Genomic DNA, 14294 nt, shown 5'->3' with positions numbered 1-14294 from the left:
ACCGCTCTGCTGGCCTTCGGTCTTGTCATGTCCACCCGCCTTGTCCGCATCCCCAGGCTGGAAATCCAGCTCGGTCTGGGTCATGTCGATGGTCTGCTGCATGATGGTGTCAATAGGCGTCGGCTCGGGGCGACCAGGACGAAACTCCTGGGCGATGACGGAGGTTCCCTTGGGGATATCCTTGACCTCCAGGATGTTCTGCACCCCGAACGCCTTCTCCATGGAACCGGCGATCTGCTTGAACTTCTGCACATCCATCTCGGCAAAGGAGAGCAAGAGCACGAAGAAGCACATCAGCAGAGACATGAGATCCGCGAAGGTTCCCATGTAACCGGGCAATCCGGGAGGCGGGCACTTGCACTTTGCCATCTGTGCGCTCCTATTCGGTCCCGTTGTTGCGTTTGGACTGATTCAGGTAGTTCTGCAACATGGCCTGGATCACCCTCGGGTTCTGTCCATCCTGGATTCCCATGATGGCGTCGAGGATCAGGGTGCGGCTCAACTGTTCCTCGCCGCTGCGCAGTTCCAGCTTGTCCGCGATGGGGATGGCAATCATGTTGGCCTCGATGGCGCCATACAGGGTCGTCAGCAAGGCCACCGCCATGGCCGGACCGATGGATTTGGGGTCGCTCATGTTGGCCAGCATGGCCACCAACCCCACCAGGGTACCGATCATGCCCATGGCCGGGCCGAGATCCCCCAGGGAGCGGAACACCTTGATGGCCGTGGCGTGACGCTCGGACGTCAGTTCGATGTCCTTCTCCATCACCGCACGCACCACGTCGGCATCATGGCCGTCCACCAGCATGTCGATGCCCTTCTTCATGAAGGTATTGGGGATCTCTGCCGCCTCCAGAGCCAGAAAGCCCCCCTTGCGGGCAGCATCCGCCAGTTCCACCGCCTTGGTGATGAGATCGTCGAGCTTGTCCCCCTTGTACATGAAGGCCTTGCCCGCGACCTTGAAGGCCATCAGAAACTGGCCGAGGTTGAATTTCATCATGCAGATGAACACGGACCCCAGTATGGTGATGTAGACCGATGGCATGTCCACATACATGCTCATGGGGCCGCCCAGCAACATGCCGTACACCACGACCCCGAACCCCAGCACTAAGCCTATCAGACTCCCTAAATCCACATCCCTACTCCTGTCGCCGAACGTGCCGTCTCATTATATTGCGTTGAATTTTCTGCTATTGCGTCCCCGGCAGCAAGCCCGGCACACCGCAATCGCCGATCGGCAATGCGTGGTTGCATGCCCGTTCTTATCGGCCAGGGTCAGGATAGTTTGAGGACGCCGCGTTTTTCTGCCTCCCCCCTGTGGCCGGTCGATGTTAAGATGAGCCGTTTTTTTCAATCCCCGAGGATGGACATGGCCAGTAAAAAAATCGACCGTCTGAGTTTTGATGCCACCCTGGAAGAGCTGGAAACCATAGTGCATCAACTCGAACAGGGCTCGCTCCCCCTCGAGGAGGCACTCAAACAATTCGAACAGGGCATCCATCTGGTGCGTGCCGGCCAGCAGAAGCTGGAACAGGCCGAACAGAAGATCCAGATCCTCCTGACCCAGGCCGATGGCAGCGAGCAAGCGGTCCCCTTTCGAGCAGAACAAGGAGAGGAGTGAGTGACCCTGGACGATTTCTCCCGCCTGCATCGGCGCCGCATCGACGATTGCCTCTCGGCACAGCTTGACGCCCTGCCCGCCATGGCGCCACGTTTGCGGGACGCGATGAAATACGGCCTGCTGCTCGGTGGAAAACGGGTGCGCCCCTTCCTGGTCTATGCCGTCGGCGAGATGCTGGGCGTCAAGAGCGAACTGCTGGATGGCCCCGCCGCCGCCGTGGAGTGCATTCACGCATACTCCCTCCTGCACGACGACCTGCCCGCCATGGATGACGACGACCTGCGTCGTGGTCAGCCCACCGTACACAAGGCCTTCGATGAAGGCACAGCCATCCTGGCGGGCGATGCCCTGCAGACCCTGGCGTTTTCCATTCTGGCCGACCACCCCATGCCCGATACATTGATGGCCAACAGGGTGCGGATGCTGAGTGCCCTGGCCCGCGCGTCCGGCTATCTCGGCATGTGTGGCGGTCAGGCACTGGATCTGGACGCCGAAGGGCGCCGGATCAGCCTCGGCGAGCTGGAACAGGTGCACCGCCACAAGACCGGGGCCCTCATCGAGTGCGCCGTGACCCTCGGGGCCCTGTGCAAGGCTGACGTGGAACCCGCCACCCTCACCGCCCTGCAAACCTTTGCCGCCGCCATCGGACTCGCCTTCCAGGTGCAGGACGACATCCTCGACATCACGGGCGATACCGCCACCCTGGGCAAGCCGCAAGGCTCGGATCTGGCGCTGGAAAAGAGTACCTATCCGGCCCTGCTCGGACTCGACAATGCCCGTGAGCTGGCTCGCGAACTGCATGACAAGGCCTTAACAGCCCTGCAATCCTTGCCCTACAATACCGACATTCTGGAAGCGTTTGCCGATTACATCATCGAGCGAACCCACTAAACGCTGGATAACAGTAACAATATGAGCGTTGATATTAGCGATTTCCCCAACCTGGCCCTCGCGGACACGCCGGTCGATTTGCGATCCCTCCCCTTCGAGCGGCTGCCCGTGGTGTGCAACGAGCTGCGCGAGTATCTGCTGCGCTCGGTGAGCCGCTCCAGCGGCCACTTCGCCTCCGGCCTTGGCACCGTCGAGCTGACGGTCGCCCTGCACTATGTCTACAACACCCCCTTCGATCGGCTGGTGTGGGACGTGGGCCACCAGGCCTATCCCCACAAGATCCTGACCGGACGACGGGAGCGCATTCACACCATTCGCCAGAAAGATGGCCTGCACCCCTTCCCCTGGCGGGAAGAGAGCGAGTACGACGTGCTCAGCGTGGGCCACTCCAGCACCTCCATCGGGGCGGCGCTCGGCATGGCGGTGGCGGCCGAGAGCGAAGGGCTTGGCCGCAAGGTGGTCGCGGTCATCGGTGATGGCGCCATCACCGCCGGCATGGCCTTCGAGGCCCTCAATCACGCCGGCGACGTCCACAAGGACATGCTGGTGGTGCTCAATGACAACGAGATGTCCATCTCCGAGAACGTGGGAGCCCTGAACAATCACCTCGCCAGGCTGATGTCCGGCAAGCTCTACACCACGATTCGCGAGGGGGGCAAGAAGGTGCTGGCGGGTCTGCCGCCGGTCAAGGAGCTCGCCAAGCGGGCCGAGGAGCACCTCAAGGGCATGGTGGTGCCCGGCACCCTGTTCGAGGAGTTCGGCTTCAACTACATCGGCCCCATCGACGGTCACGACATCCATGCCCTGGTCGAAACCCTGCGCAACATGCGCAACCTCAAGGGTCCCCAGCTGCTGCACGTCAAGACCAAGAAGGGCAAGGGCTACGAGCCGGCGGAAAAAGATCCCATCGGTTATCACGCCGTCCCCAAATTCAACCCGGATGACTGTGCCCTGCCCAAGAGCGCCGGTGGCAAACCCACCTTCTCCGCCATCTTCGGTCAGTGGCTGTGCGACATCGCCGCCAAGGACGAGCGCGTGGTCGGCATCACCCCCGCCATGCGCGAAGGCTCCGGTCTGGTGAAATTCAGCCAGCAATATCCGGATCGCTACTTCGACGTGGCCATCGCCGAGCAACATGCGGTCACCTTCGCCGCCGGTCTCGCCATCGCCGACCAGAAACCCGTGGTCGCCATCTATTCGAGCTTCCTGCAGCGGGCCTATGACCAGCTTATCCACGACGTGGCGCTGCAGAACCTGCCGGTGCTCTTCGCCATCGACCGGGCCGGTCTGGTGGGGGCCGACGGCCCGACCCATCAGGGGGCGTTCGACATCAGCTTCCTGCGCACCGTGCCCAACATGGTGGTGATGACCCCGTCCGACGAGAACGAGTGCCGTCAGATGCTCTACACCGGCTATCTGTGCAACGGGCCAGCGGCGGTGCGCTACCCCCGTGGCAGCGGCACCGGTATCCAGGCCGAGAGCGAGATGCAGGCCCTGCCCCTCGGCAAGGGACGTGTCGTTCGCGAGGGCAAGGGGACCGCCATCCTGGCGTTCGGCACCCTGCTGCAACAGGCCAGAGCAGCCGCCGAGGCGCTGGATGCCACCCTGGTGGACATGCGCTTCGTCAAACCCATGGACGAGGCGCTGGTGCTCTCTCTGGCCGCCTCCCACGATCAGTTCGTCACCCTCGAGGACAACGCCATCATGGGCGGTGCAGGCTCTGCGGTGAACGAGTTGCTGATGGGCTGCAAGCAGTGCAAACCGGTGCTCAACCTCGGCCTGCCGGACCGCTTCATCGAGCAGGGCACCCAGGATGAGATCTACGCCCTGCTGGAGCTGGACAGCGTGGGCATTCAGACCCGCATCGAGAGCTGGCTGCAAGCCTGACAAGGGTTATCGCAAGCAACAAAAAAGGGCGCCTGATGGCGCCCTTTTTTGTTATTCACTGTGCCAGACCAAACCTGCTCACACACTGTCGCGAGAAGGCCGTCAACAAGGTTACAAGCCGCTCAGGAACCGAGACATACCTGAGCACTCCTTGGTTCCACATAAGCGAGCAGCACATGAACCTTGATCACGGCCTCGCAGCCAGTTCGTGGATAGGTTTATCAGCCCTTGTAGATCTTCGGGTTGAACACATCTCGCAGCCAGTCACCCAGCAGGTTGATCACCAGCACCAGCACCACCAGGCAGAGGCCCGGGAAGGCGGTGATCCACCAGGAGCCGGAGAAGATGTAGTTGAAGCCCACGCTGATGAGCGACCCCAGGGACGGTTGATCAACCGGCATCCCCAGACCCAGGAAGGAGAGGGCCGCCTCGCTCATGATGGCGTTCGCCACCTGCACGGTGGAGATGACCAGGATGGGTGACAGGCAGTTCGGCAGAATGTGGCGGAACATGATGCGCGGGGCGCGGAACCCCATCACCTGAGCTGCTTCCACATACTCCTTCTTCTTCTCCGCCAGCACGGAGGCGCGTACCGTCCGGGCATACTGGGGCCACTCGGCGATACCGATGATCACCACCAGCATCAGGATGGCGAACTTCGAGTAGAACTCGGAGCCAAAGGTCGCCTGGAAGATGGCGGAGATGATGATCGCCACCATCATGGTGGAGAACGACAGCTGCACATCGGCAAAGCGCATCAGCAGGTTGTCGATGCGACCACCAAAGTAACCGGCCATCAGACCGATGACGATACCGAGCACCAGCTGCAGCCCCACCGCGAACAGACCAATGGTCAGAGAGATGCGGGCGCCATAGAGGATGGTGCTCCAGATGTCGCGTCCCTGGTTGTCGGTCCCGAGCCAGAAGCGGGCCTCGCCCCCTTCCAGCCAGGAGGGGGGCAGCTCCGCATCCATCAGATCGAAGCTGGTCTGGTCATAGACGTTGTGCGGTGCGATCCAGGGTGCCAGCAGGGCCGCCAGCACGAAGACCACAAACACCGCAAAGCTGAACATGGCTACCTTGTCCCGCAGGAAGTAGTAGACGATGTCGGAATTTTTGAAGCGTGCCCAACGGCTTGGGCTTGCAGTTACAGCATTAGTCATCTGTTACCCCTTGGCGGTCAGGTTGACGGTCGGGTTGATCAACCCGTAGAGCAGGTCGACCAGGGTATTGGTCACCACGAAAATGAGGCCGACGAAGATGACGTAGGCGGTGATCAGCGGCGTATCGACCCGGTGGATCGCCTCAAGGAAGAGGAAGCCGGTCCCCGGCCACTGGAACACGCTCTCGGTCAAGATGGTGTAGGCCACCATGGTCCCGATCTGCACACCGCCCACCGTGATGACCGGCAGCATGGTGTTCTTCAGGGCGTGCTGGTAGTAGACCTTGTTGTTGTCCAGCCCCTTGGCACGGGCAAACTTGACGTACTCGGAGGAGAGCTGCTCCAGCATCTCCGAGCGCACCAGCCGGATGAACAGCGGCAGCATGATGGAGGAGAGGGAGACCGCAGGCAGCACCAGGTGCAGGATACCGTCCCAGGTAAAGAATCCCGACTCCCAGCCCAGCAGGTTGTAAGTCTCGCCACGGCCATAGGCCGGCAGCCAGCCCAGCTGGATGGAGAAGAGGTACATCAGCATGATGGCGGTCAGGAAGACCGGGATCGAGATACCGATGCTGCTCACCGCCATGATGACCTTGGTGAGGATGCTGCGCGGTCTTATCGCCGAATAAACCCCCAGCGGAATGGAGACCACGACGATGATGAGCGCGGCGGCAAACACCAGCTCAAGGGTAGCCACCAGCTTGTCGAGGATAACCTCGAGGGCTGGTCGCTTGAAGAAATAGGAAGTGCCCAGATCCCCGTGTACCGCGTTCTTCAAGAAGCGGCTGTATTTCACGAGGAAGGGATCATTGAGTCCCATCTTGTCGCGCAGCTCCTGGCGCACGGACTCGGAGACGGATTGTCCCACCAGCTCGCGCAGCGGATCCCCCAGGTTGTCCTGGATGGAGAAGGCGACCAGGCTGATGACGAACATCACTATCACGGCCTGATAGAACCGTTTCAGCAGGAATGTAAACATGCTTGTCCTTCTACGTGGCCTGTGTCTTGGCACAGGCTTCTGTTAATGGCGGGGCAACCATGGGTGCCCCGCCGGGTCCTTCCTTAAACGCTTCGCTTACTTGTTGACCACCAGGTCACCCAGATAAGGGAAGTTCATCACGTTGACCACCGGCTTGATGTCGACGTTCTTCTTGGCACCGTAGGCCAGGTCTTCCCAGTGCAGCGGCACATAGGCAGCGTCGTCGATCAGCATGGCTTCCACCTTCTGCAGGATGGCGGCACGCTTGGCAGGATCGGTCTCGGTGTTGGCTTCCATCACCATCTTGTCAGCTTCTGCGTTGGCATAACCGCCGCAGTTGTACTGACCCATGCCGGTCTTGGCATCCTTGGTGAAGGTCAGGAACTCGAAGAAGTTCGCACTGTCTTCGGTGTCGGAGTGCCAGCCGATCAGCTGCATGTCAGCGGCGCACTTGTCAAACTCCGGCCAGTACTGGGCCACCGGCATGGTCTTCAGATCCACCTTGATGTTGATCTTGGACAGCATGGCGGAGACGGCCTGGGCAATCTTGACGTCGTTGACGTAGCGGGCAGCCGGGGAGATGAAGCTCATCTTGAAGCCCTTCTCGTAACCTGCTTCCTTCATCAGCTCCTTGGCCTTGGCCAGATCATACTGGGGCTTGAGCGCCTCGTTGTAGCCTGCGTAGCCTTTCGGGCTCAGCTGGCCGGCCGGGGTACCGAAGCCCTTGTTGATCTTGTCGACGATGCCCACCTGGTTGATGGCGTAGTTGATCGCCTGACGCACGCGCTTGTCTTTCAGCGCCGGGTTGGTGTTCTGGTTCAGCTCGATGATGATGGCACGGGTACCGGACAGGGTGACCAGCTGGGAATCCTTGCCGTTCTTCACGCGCTCCAGATCGTTCGGGGCAACCGGGTAGATCATGTCCACGTCGCCGCCCAGCAGGGCTGCAACACGGGTGGCGTCTTCCTTGATCGGTACCACGGTCAGGTTTTCGACGTTGCCCTTGGAGGCCTTGTCCCAGTAGTTGGCGTTGCGCACGTATTCCAGCTTCACGCCCTGCTCGCGGAACTTGACGCTGAACGGACCGGTACCGGAGACATTGGTGGAGGCGAAGGAGTCACCGTTCTTCACGATCTCGGCCTTGTCCTTGCCCGCCTCGGTCTTGCCGCTATAGAACTTGGAGTCCATCGGGAAGATGTAGGTGACGGTCTGCAGTACCAGCGGGAACGGCTTGGCGGTGACGAGATCCACGGTGAAATCATCCACCTTCTTGGCTTCGGCGATGGGGTCGAAGATCGCCTTGAAGTCCGGGGAGGCCTTCAGACGGTTGACGGTCCATACCACGTCATCGGCGGTGAAGTCGTTGCCGGAGTGGAACTTCACACCCTTGCGCAGGTGGAAACGGACGGTCTTGTCGTCGATGCGCTCATACTTCTCGGCCAGACGCGGCTCGAACTGCAGATCCTGGGTGTAACGCATCAGGGGGTCGAACACCAGGTGAGACATCTCCAGGGTCTGACCGGAGAGCTGCTCCTGCGGGTCCAGCGAGGTGGCGTCGGACGCGACGGCGACCTTGATGTCGGCAGCAGAAACGTTGAACGCGAGACCAGCGGCGAACAGCGCCATGGCGATCTTGGATAATCCTTTCTTCATGTCTTTCTCCATGCTTTTGGCTTTTTATTGACAGACAAACCGGCGAGCCGGTGCTTTCCTAGCTTGCGATTTCCAGCCCCTCGCGGGACATTCCCTTGAATTCCGGCATGAGGGAGATCAGCTTGCGGCTGTACTCATGCTCGGCATTGGTGAACAGTTTCTCGGTCTCGGCCACTTCCACCAGATGACCGTGCTGCATCACACCGATGCGGTCGCACATCTGGCGGATGACCGGCAGATCGTGACTGATGAACAGCATGGTGAGCCCAAGCTCCTGTTGCAAGTCTTTGAGCAGGTTGAGGATCTGGGCCTGCACCGAAACATCCAGCGCCGAGGTGGGCTCGTCGCAGATGAGGAAGCGCGGGCGGGTCGCCAGGGCGCGGGCAATGGAGATGCGCTGGCGCTGACCACCGGAGAACTCATGGGGATACTTGACCCCGGCGCCGCGGCCCAGGCCCACGTGATCCAGCAGGTCCCCGACGATCTGCTCTATCTGCCGCTCACTCTCGGCGAGGCGGTGGAAGCGGATCGGCTCGGCGATGATGTCACGCACCTTCATGCGCGGGTTCATCGAAGAATACGGGTTCTGGAACACCATCTGCATCTGGCGGCGCAGGGGACGACGCTCGTGCTCCCCTTTCAGGGCGGTGAGATCGATCCCCTCGAAGACAATCTTGCCGGTATCGGGCGGATAGAGCCCGGTGATGGCACGGGCGATGGTGGATTTGCCGGAGCCCGACTCCCCCACCAGACCGAAGGTCTCACCCTCGAAGATCTCGAAGCTGATGTTGTTGCAGGCGCGCACGTACTGGCGGCGGCTCGGGAAGATGGAATCCTTGGTGACGAACTTCAGATCCACGTTCTCCACCCGCAGCAGCGCGCCTTCATAGGTGCGCTCGTCCTGACTCTGGCCGAGCCAGTGGGTCTTGAGATCGATGCTGGTATCCGCCGCACCGGCATCCTCGATATAGGAGACCAGGGGGAAGCGCACCAGCTTCACATCCGAGCGGGGAACCGCCGAGATGAGGCTGCGGGTATAGGGGTGATTGGGGCGGCCCAGCACCTGTTCCGTGGTGCCGAACTCCACCAGATCGCCGCGGTACATCACCGCCACCTTGTCGGTGACGTTGGAGACCACACCCATGTCATGGGTCACCAGCATGCAGCCTACCTGACGCTCTTTGCAGAGGTTGCGGATGAGCTGGAGGATCTGATCCTGGATGGAGACGTCCAGCGCCGTGGTCGGCTCATCGGCGATGATGAGCTCGGGATCCCCGGAGAGGGCGATGGCGATCACCACCCGCTGGCGCATGCCACCGGAGAACTGGTGAGGATACTGCTTGATGCGCACGTCCGGGTTCGGGATCCCCACCGCCCCCATCAGCTCGAGGGCCTTGGCAAAGGCCGCCTCGCGGGACAGGTCGGTGTTGGCGAGGATGGTCTCCACCAGCTGCTGCTCCACGGTGAACAGCGGGTTGAGGGAGGTCATGGGATCCTGGAAGATGAAACCGATGCGCGAGCCGCGAATGGCCCGCATCTCGTTCTGGCTCTTCCCGGAGATGAGCTCGCCGTTGAGGTAGATGTCACCACGGGCGATGCGACCGGGCGGGCTCAACAGATCGATGACGGCGTTGCCGATGGTGGATTTGCCAGCGCCGGACTCACCGACGACGCCGACGATCTCGCCCTTTTCAACAGAAAAAGAGAGATCCTTGACCGCGGCAAGCACCCCGTAGCGGGAGGGGTACTCGATCCGCAAGTTTTTGACTTCAAGCAAGGACATGGTTACCTCTGCGGGGGACATCCGTCCCAAATAATTCGTCCGTAAATCAGCCGCAGATGCTGGTTGTGCCTTGGTACTGCTCGAGAGCCGTTGTTGTGTAATTAACGCTCAATCCATGAGGCAGCCAAACCAGCGATCCGGGCGGGTTTTTTGCATTTTTTTGGAATAACCCGCGAGTAAGTTAGTCGGTTTGCCCGCGGGTGTAAATGATCCAGTTATACAATTTCGCAATACTTTGCCCAGAGAATGCCGACACCCTGGGGTTAAAATGTCGATAAAAGTCACATTACCAGAGATTACGCTGGCATTGCGAGACCATCAACCAATTATGTTTCAACAAAATAGCAACAAACCATCTTATTCACTATCAGCATTATGCTGACCAGCTTCGAATGAGTAGTGAATATTTATGTGAAATGATTTTTTGACGGCAGCATATCCGGAGTAAGGAAAAATAGGCAGAGCTAAATAGGGACAATGCAGAAGGATCAACCTGGGCCACAGGCCCGCCGGCACGGCAAGCCGGGAGGGATTGCATACAAAAAAACGCAGGCCCCTCAGGGCCTGCGTGTGCGGTATATCCGACCTCTTTGCAAGAGGAGATGAGTGAAAAAACAACGAGACGGGCGTTCGGGAGCCGCCTCCCCTCACCAGTGGGCAAGCAGTTGCATGCAGGCCAGGGCGAACAGGCCGGCGATGAGATCGTCCAGCATGATGCCAAGCCCGCCGTGAATGCGGCGATCGAACCAGGAGATGGGCCAGGGCTTGAGCACGTCGAACAGGCGAAACAGCACGAAACCCGCCAGCACCCACTCCCAGCCGGCCGGGGCCGCAATCATGGTGACCCCGAATCCGATGACCTCGTCCCAGACGATGGCCCCGTGATCCGGCATCCCGATGGCGTCGGTGGCGCTCTGGCAGATGCGGATGCCCGCCACGAAACCCACCACCAGCAGGGCGATGAACCAGGAGGTCGGCAGCCCGCTCACCAACAGATAGAGCGGGATGGCTGCCAGGGTCCCCATGGTGCCCGGCGCCTTGGGGGAGAGGCCGGAGCCAAACCCAACCGCCAGGAAGTGGAGCGGGTTTTTAAGGCTCAGCCGCGTCAGTTCGGGCTTTATCTTGAAAGACATCATGCGAAGTGATCCCAGCCCTTGAGGTGCAGTTCGACGGGTTGTTCGTCCTGCAGGTAGTCGATACCAGGCTCCCCGGCCAGGATGCGACCGATGCGGGTGAACTTCACGCCACAATTGGCCAGCGCCGTGTCCAGGGCGCCGTGATGCTCCTGGGGCACGGTGAAGCAGAGCTCGTAGTCGTCGCCCCCGGCCAGGGCCAGCTGCCAGGCATCCATGGCCGGCACTGCATCCTGCAACACGGGGGAGAGGGGCAGCAGGTTGAGATCGATCTGGGCCCGCACGCCGGACGCCTTGAGGATGTGGCCGAGATCAGACGCCAGGCCGTCGGAGAGATCCAGGGCGCTGCTGGCCAGCCCGCGCAGGGCCTGACCGGCCAGGATGCGGGGATGGGGATGGTCGAGGCGCGGCAGCACGGCCGCCAGCTGGTTCTCGTTGAGGGTGCGCTTGCCCAGCAGGTGGGAGAGCGCCAGGGCGGCATCTCCCAGGGTACCGGTCACGTAGACCCCGTCACCGGCCTTGGCGCCGCTGCGCAGCAGGGCGCGACCTGCCGGGACCGATCCTTTCACCGAGACGGTGATGGAGAGGGGCCCGCGGGTCATGTCCCCCCCCACCAGCGCCACGTTGTAGTACTCGGCGAGCTCGAGGAACCCTTCGGCGAAACCGGCGACCCAGCGCTCGTTGATGGCGGGCAGGGTCAGGGCCAGGGAGACCCAGCGCGGCTCGGCACCCATGGCGGCCAGATCGGAGAGATTGACCGCCAGCGCCTTGTAGCCGAGATCCACCGGATCCATGTCGGGGAAGAAGTGCACGCCGCTCACCAGGGTGTCCGTGCTCACCGCCAACTGGGCGTCGGGGGGCAGGGTCAGCAGGGCACAGTCATCTCCAGGGCCCATCACCACGTCCTTGCGGGCGTGGGGGACCTTGAAGTACTTCTCAATCAGCTCAAATTCACCCATACAGTAAAAAGCCAGCAATAAGCTGGCTCCTCTCTTAATTGCTGACGGACAGCAGGATCAGCGCTTGGGCAGCGTCTTGATCACCTTGTCCAGGACGCCGTTGACAAACTTGTGGCTGTCATCGGCGGCGAAGGCTTTGGCCAGCTCGATCGCTTCGTTGATCACCACGCGCGGCGGCACATCTTCACGACGGGTCAGCTCGTAGGTCGCCAGACGCAGGATCGCCTTGTCCACCATGTCCACTTCTTCCAGCGGACGGGAGAGGAAAGGCGCGAACACCTTGTCCAGCTCGTTGCAGTGGACCGCAACCCCGAACAGCAGATCGCGGAAATAGTTCAGGTCCACACCCTTGGTGTCCTGATCGATCTTGAACTGCTCTTCGATGTCGCCCACGTTGGCCTGGGTCATCTGCCACTGGTAGATGGCCTGGGTGGCGCAATGGCGGGCCTTACGGCGCTCGGACGGTTTCAATGCATTTCTCCTCGTTACACGTCCAGTTGTTTCAGGACGTTGATCATTTCGAGCGCGCTCAGTGCAGCCTCTGCACCCTTGTTACCCGCCTTGGTACCGGCGCGTTCGATGGCTTGTTCAATGTTTTCGGTGGTCAGCACGCCGAAGGCAACGGGAATGTCGTATTCCATCATCACCTGGGCCAGACCCTTGCCGTTCTCGCTCGCTACCAGTTCGAAGTGGTAGGTACCGCCGCGGATGACGGTGCCGAGTGCGACGATGGCGTCGTATTGACCGCTCTTGGCCAGCTTCTTGGCCGCCAGGGGAATTTCGACGGCCCCCGGTACGCGCACCAGGGTCAGATTGCTCTCCTGGACCTGACCTTGACGCTTCAGCACGTCCAGCGCGCCGTTCACCAGGCTGTCATTGATGAAGCTGTTGAAACGGGCAACGACAATAGCAACACGCGCCTCGGGAGCGGCGATATTTCCTTCGATAATCTTCATTGGAAATCCTGTCTCTGTGCAATCAATTAGGGGCCGGGCTCAAAAGTGCACGCATTCTAGCACAACAGAGCCGCGACAAAAAACCATGGCCGCAACGGGCGGCCATGGTGATGAATTCAACCGTACGCAGCGCTTACTCGCCGACGTACTCCACCACTTCCAGACCAAAGCCACCGAGGGCATGGTACTTCTTGGGAGAGCTCAATAGGCGCATCTTGCCGACCCCCAGCGCCTTGAGGATCTGGGAACCGACGCCGACCCGGCGCGAGGTGCCCTGCCACTTGGCCCCTTCCGGCGCCAGCCCCTTGTCGGCGGCTTCAAAACCCTTGACCCTGGCCAGCAGCTCGGCGCCATGGGCTTCCGCCCCCAGGATCACCAGCACCCCGCCCTCGTCGGCGATGCGGGCCATGGATTTGGGCAGCGGCCAGCTGCGGGCGCTGTGGCGGTCGGTGAGCAGCAGATCGCTCAGCACGTCGTGCAGGTGCACCCGTACCAGGGTCGGCTGGTCGGCCTTCACGTCCCCTTTCTTCAGGGCGAAGTGGACCTGGTTGTCGATGGTGTCGCGGAAGGTGACGAGGTCGAACTCGCCGTATTCGGTGGGCAACTTGCACTCGGCCACCTTCTCTACCGTGGTCTCGTGCTGGTTGCGGTATTCGATAAGGTCGGCAATGGTGCCGAGCTTGATGCCGTGCTGCTCGGCGAAGATCTCGAGATCCGGGCGCCGGGCCATGGTGCCGTCTTCGTTGAGGATCTCGACGATGACGGAGGCAGGCTCGAAGCCGGCCAGCCGGGCCAGATCGCAGCCCGCTTCGGTGTGGCCGGCGCGGGTCAACACACCGCCATCCTGCGCCATCAGCGGGAAGATGTGGCCGGGCTGCACCAGATCGGCGGCCTTGGCATGGGGCGCCACCGCGGCCTGTACAGTGACGGCGCGGTCGGCGGCGGAGATGCCAGTGGTCACCCCTTCCGCCGCCTCGATGGAGACGGTGAAGGCGGTGGAGAACTGGGCATTGTTGCGATCGACCATCAGCGGCAGCGCCAGCTGCTTGCAGCGATCCCGGGTCAGGGTCAGGCAGATGAGGCCACGACCGTAGCGCGCCATGAAGTTGATGTCTTCCGGGCGGACACAGGAGGCGGCCATGATCAGGTCCCCTTCGTTCTCCCTGTCTTCGTCATCCATCAGGATCACCATCTTGCCAGCCTTGATATCGGCAATGATTTCCTGGGTCGTGCTCAGCGCCATGGGCTACTCCATCAACATGCTTGG

Annotated in this window: 14 protein-coding genes; 3 read left to right on the top strand and 11 right to left on the bottom strand. The window is 61.1% G+C overall.

The window, feature by feature from the left end:
* Together AB5Y93_RS00290 and pomA are read right to left on the bottom strand one after the other, a co-directional pair.
* Positions 1-369 (bottom strand): flagellar motor protein MotB (locus tag AB5Y93_RS00290; protein WP_368228615.1); only part of this gene is annotated, 369 nt, incomplete at its 3' end.
* 10 nt (positions 370-379) lie between these two features.
* On the bottom strand, positions 380-1138 hold the full coding sequence (gene pomA, locus AB5Y93_RS00285; protein WP_029314770.1) for a flagellar motor protein PomA: 759 nt from the start codon (positions 1136-1138) through the stop codon (positions 380-382).
* A 234-nt stretch (positions 1139-1372) separates the two neighbouring features.
* Between pomA and xseB the strand changes: the two genes are divergently transcribed.
* From xseB to dxs, 3 genes are read left to right on the top strand one after another with little or no spacing between them, the layout of a single operon-like run.
* Positions 1373-1624 carry an exodeoxyribonuclease VII small subunit gene (xseB, locus tag AB5Y93_RS00280; protein WP_010675381.1) on the top strand — a complete coding sequence of 84 codons (252 nt, stop codon included), beginning with the start codon at positions 1373-1375 and terminating at the stop codon, positions 1622-1624.
* The gene (gene ispA, locus AB5Y93_RS00275; RefSeq protein ID WP_043153237.1) at positions 1625-2515 is read left to right on the top strand and encodes a (2E,6E)-farnesyl diphosphate synthase; all 891 of its coding nucleotides are present in this window, start codon (positions 1625-1627) and stop codon (positions 2513-2515) included.
* Between the two features lie 21 nt (positions 2516-2536).
* Positions 2537-4402 carry a 1-deoxy-D-xylulose-5-phosphate synthase gene (dxs, locus tag AB5Y93_RS00270; protein WP_368228614.1) on the top strand — a complete coding sequence of 622 codons (1866 nt, stop codon included), beginning with the start codon at positions 2537-2539 and terminating at the stop codon, positions 4400-4402.
* 221 nt (positions 4403-4623) lie between these two features.
* Here the strand turns inward: dxs and AB5Y93_RS00265 are convergent, their stop codons facing one another.
* The 9 genes from AB5Y93_RS00265 to ribBA form a co-directional block, all read right to left on the bottom strand.
* Positions 4624-5565, bottom strand: a complete 942-nt coding sequence (locus AB5Y93_RS00265) for an ABC transporter permease (RefSeq protein ID WP_029314771.1) — start codon at positions 5563-5565, stop codon at positions 4624-4626.
* Between the two features lie 3 nt (positions 5566-5568).
* Complete coding sequence (locus tag AB5Y93_RS00260; protein ID WP_039040297.1) at positions 5569-6543, bottom strand: ABC transporter permease; 975 nt, start codon at positions 6541-6543, stop codon at positions 5569-5571.
* A gap of 96 nt (positions 6544-6639) precedes the next feature.
* Positions 6640-8196: an ABC transporter substrate-binding protein gene (locus AB5Y93_RS00255; protein ID WP_010675386.1), complete on the bottom strand. Its 1557-nt coding sequence runs from the start codon at positions 8194-8196 to the stop codon at positions 6640-6642.
* A 58-nt stretch (positions 8197-8254) separates the two neighbouring features.
* Complete coding sequence (locus AB5Y93_RS00250) at positions 8255-9979, bottom strand: ABC transporter ATP-binding protein (RefSeq protein ID WP_010675387.1); 1725 nt, start codon at positions 9977-9979, stop codon at positions 8255-8257.
* Positions 9980-10626: 647 nt separating this feature from the next.
* Positions 10627-11115: a phosphatidylglycerophosphatase A gene (locus AB5Y93_RS00245; protein WP_128313240.1), complete on the bottom strand. Its 489-nt coding sequence runs from the start codon at positions 11113-11115 to the stop codon at positions 10627-10629.
* Positions 11112-12071 carry a thiamine-phosphate kinase gene (gene thiL / locus AB5Y93_RS00240; protein ID WP_043153245.1) on the bottom strand — a complete coding sequence of 320 codons (960 nt, stop codon included), beginning with the start codon at positions 12069-12071 and terminating at the stop codon, positions 11112-11114. The genes AB5Y93_RS00245 and thiL overlap by 4 nt, the downstream gene beginning before the upstream one ends.
* A 57-nt stretch (positions 12072-12128) precedes the next feature.
* The gene (nusB, locus tag AB5Y93_RS00235; RefSeq protein ID WP_010675390.1) at positions 12129-12542 is read right to left on the bottom strand and encodes a transcription antitermination factor NusB; all 414 of its coding nucleotides are present in this window, start codon (positions 12540-12542) and stop codon (positions 12129-12131) included.
* A gap of 14 nt (positions 12543-12556) precedes the next feature.
* Positions 12557-13027 carry a 6,7-dimethyl-8-ribityllumazine synthase gene (gene ribE / locus AB5Y93_RS00230; protein WP_010675391.1) on the bottom strand — a complete coding sequence of 157 codons (471 nt, stop codon included), beginning with the start codon at positions 13025-13027 and terminating at the stop codon, positions 12557-12559.
* Positions 13028-13160: 133 nt separating this feature from the next.
* Entirely contained in the window at positions 13161-14270 is a 1110-nt protein-coding gene (ribBA, locus tag AB5Y93_RS00225) for a bifunctional 3,4-dihydroxy-2-butanone-4-phosphate synthase/GTP cyclohydrolase II (protein ID WP_039040299.1), read from the bottom strand.
* Positions 14271-14294: the final 24 nt, after the last annotated feature.

The sequence above is a fragment of the Aeromonas sp. R10-1 genome (assembly GCF_040908465.1).
In the GTDB taxonomy this organism is placed as follows: domain Bacteria; phylum Pseudomonadota; class Gammaproteobacteria; order Enterobacterales; family Aeromonadaceae; genus Aeromonas; species Aeromonas caviae.
This window is presented reverse-complemented; position numbering and strand designations above follow the sequence as displayed.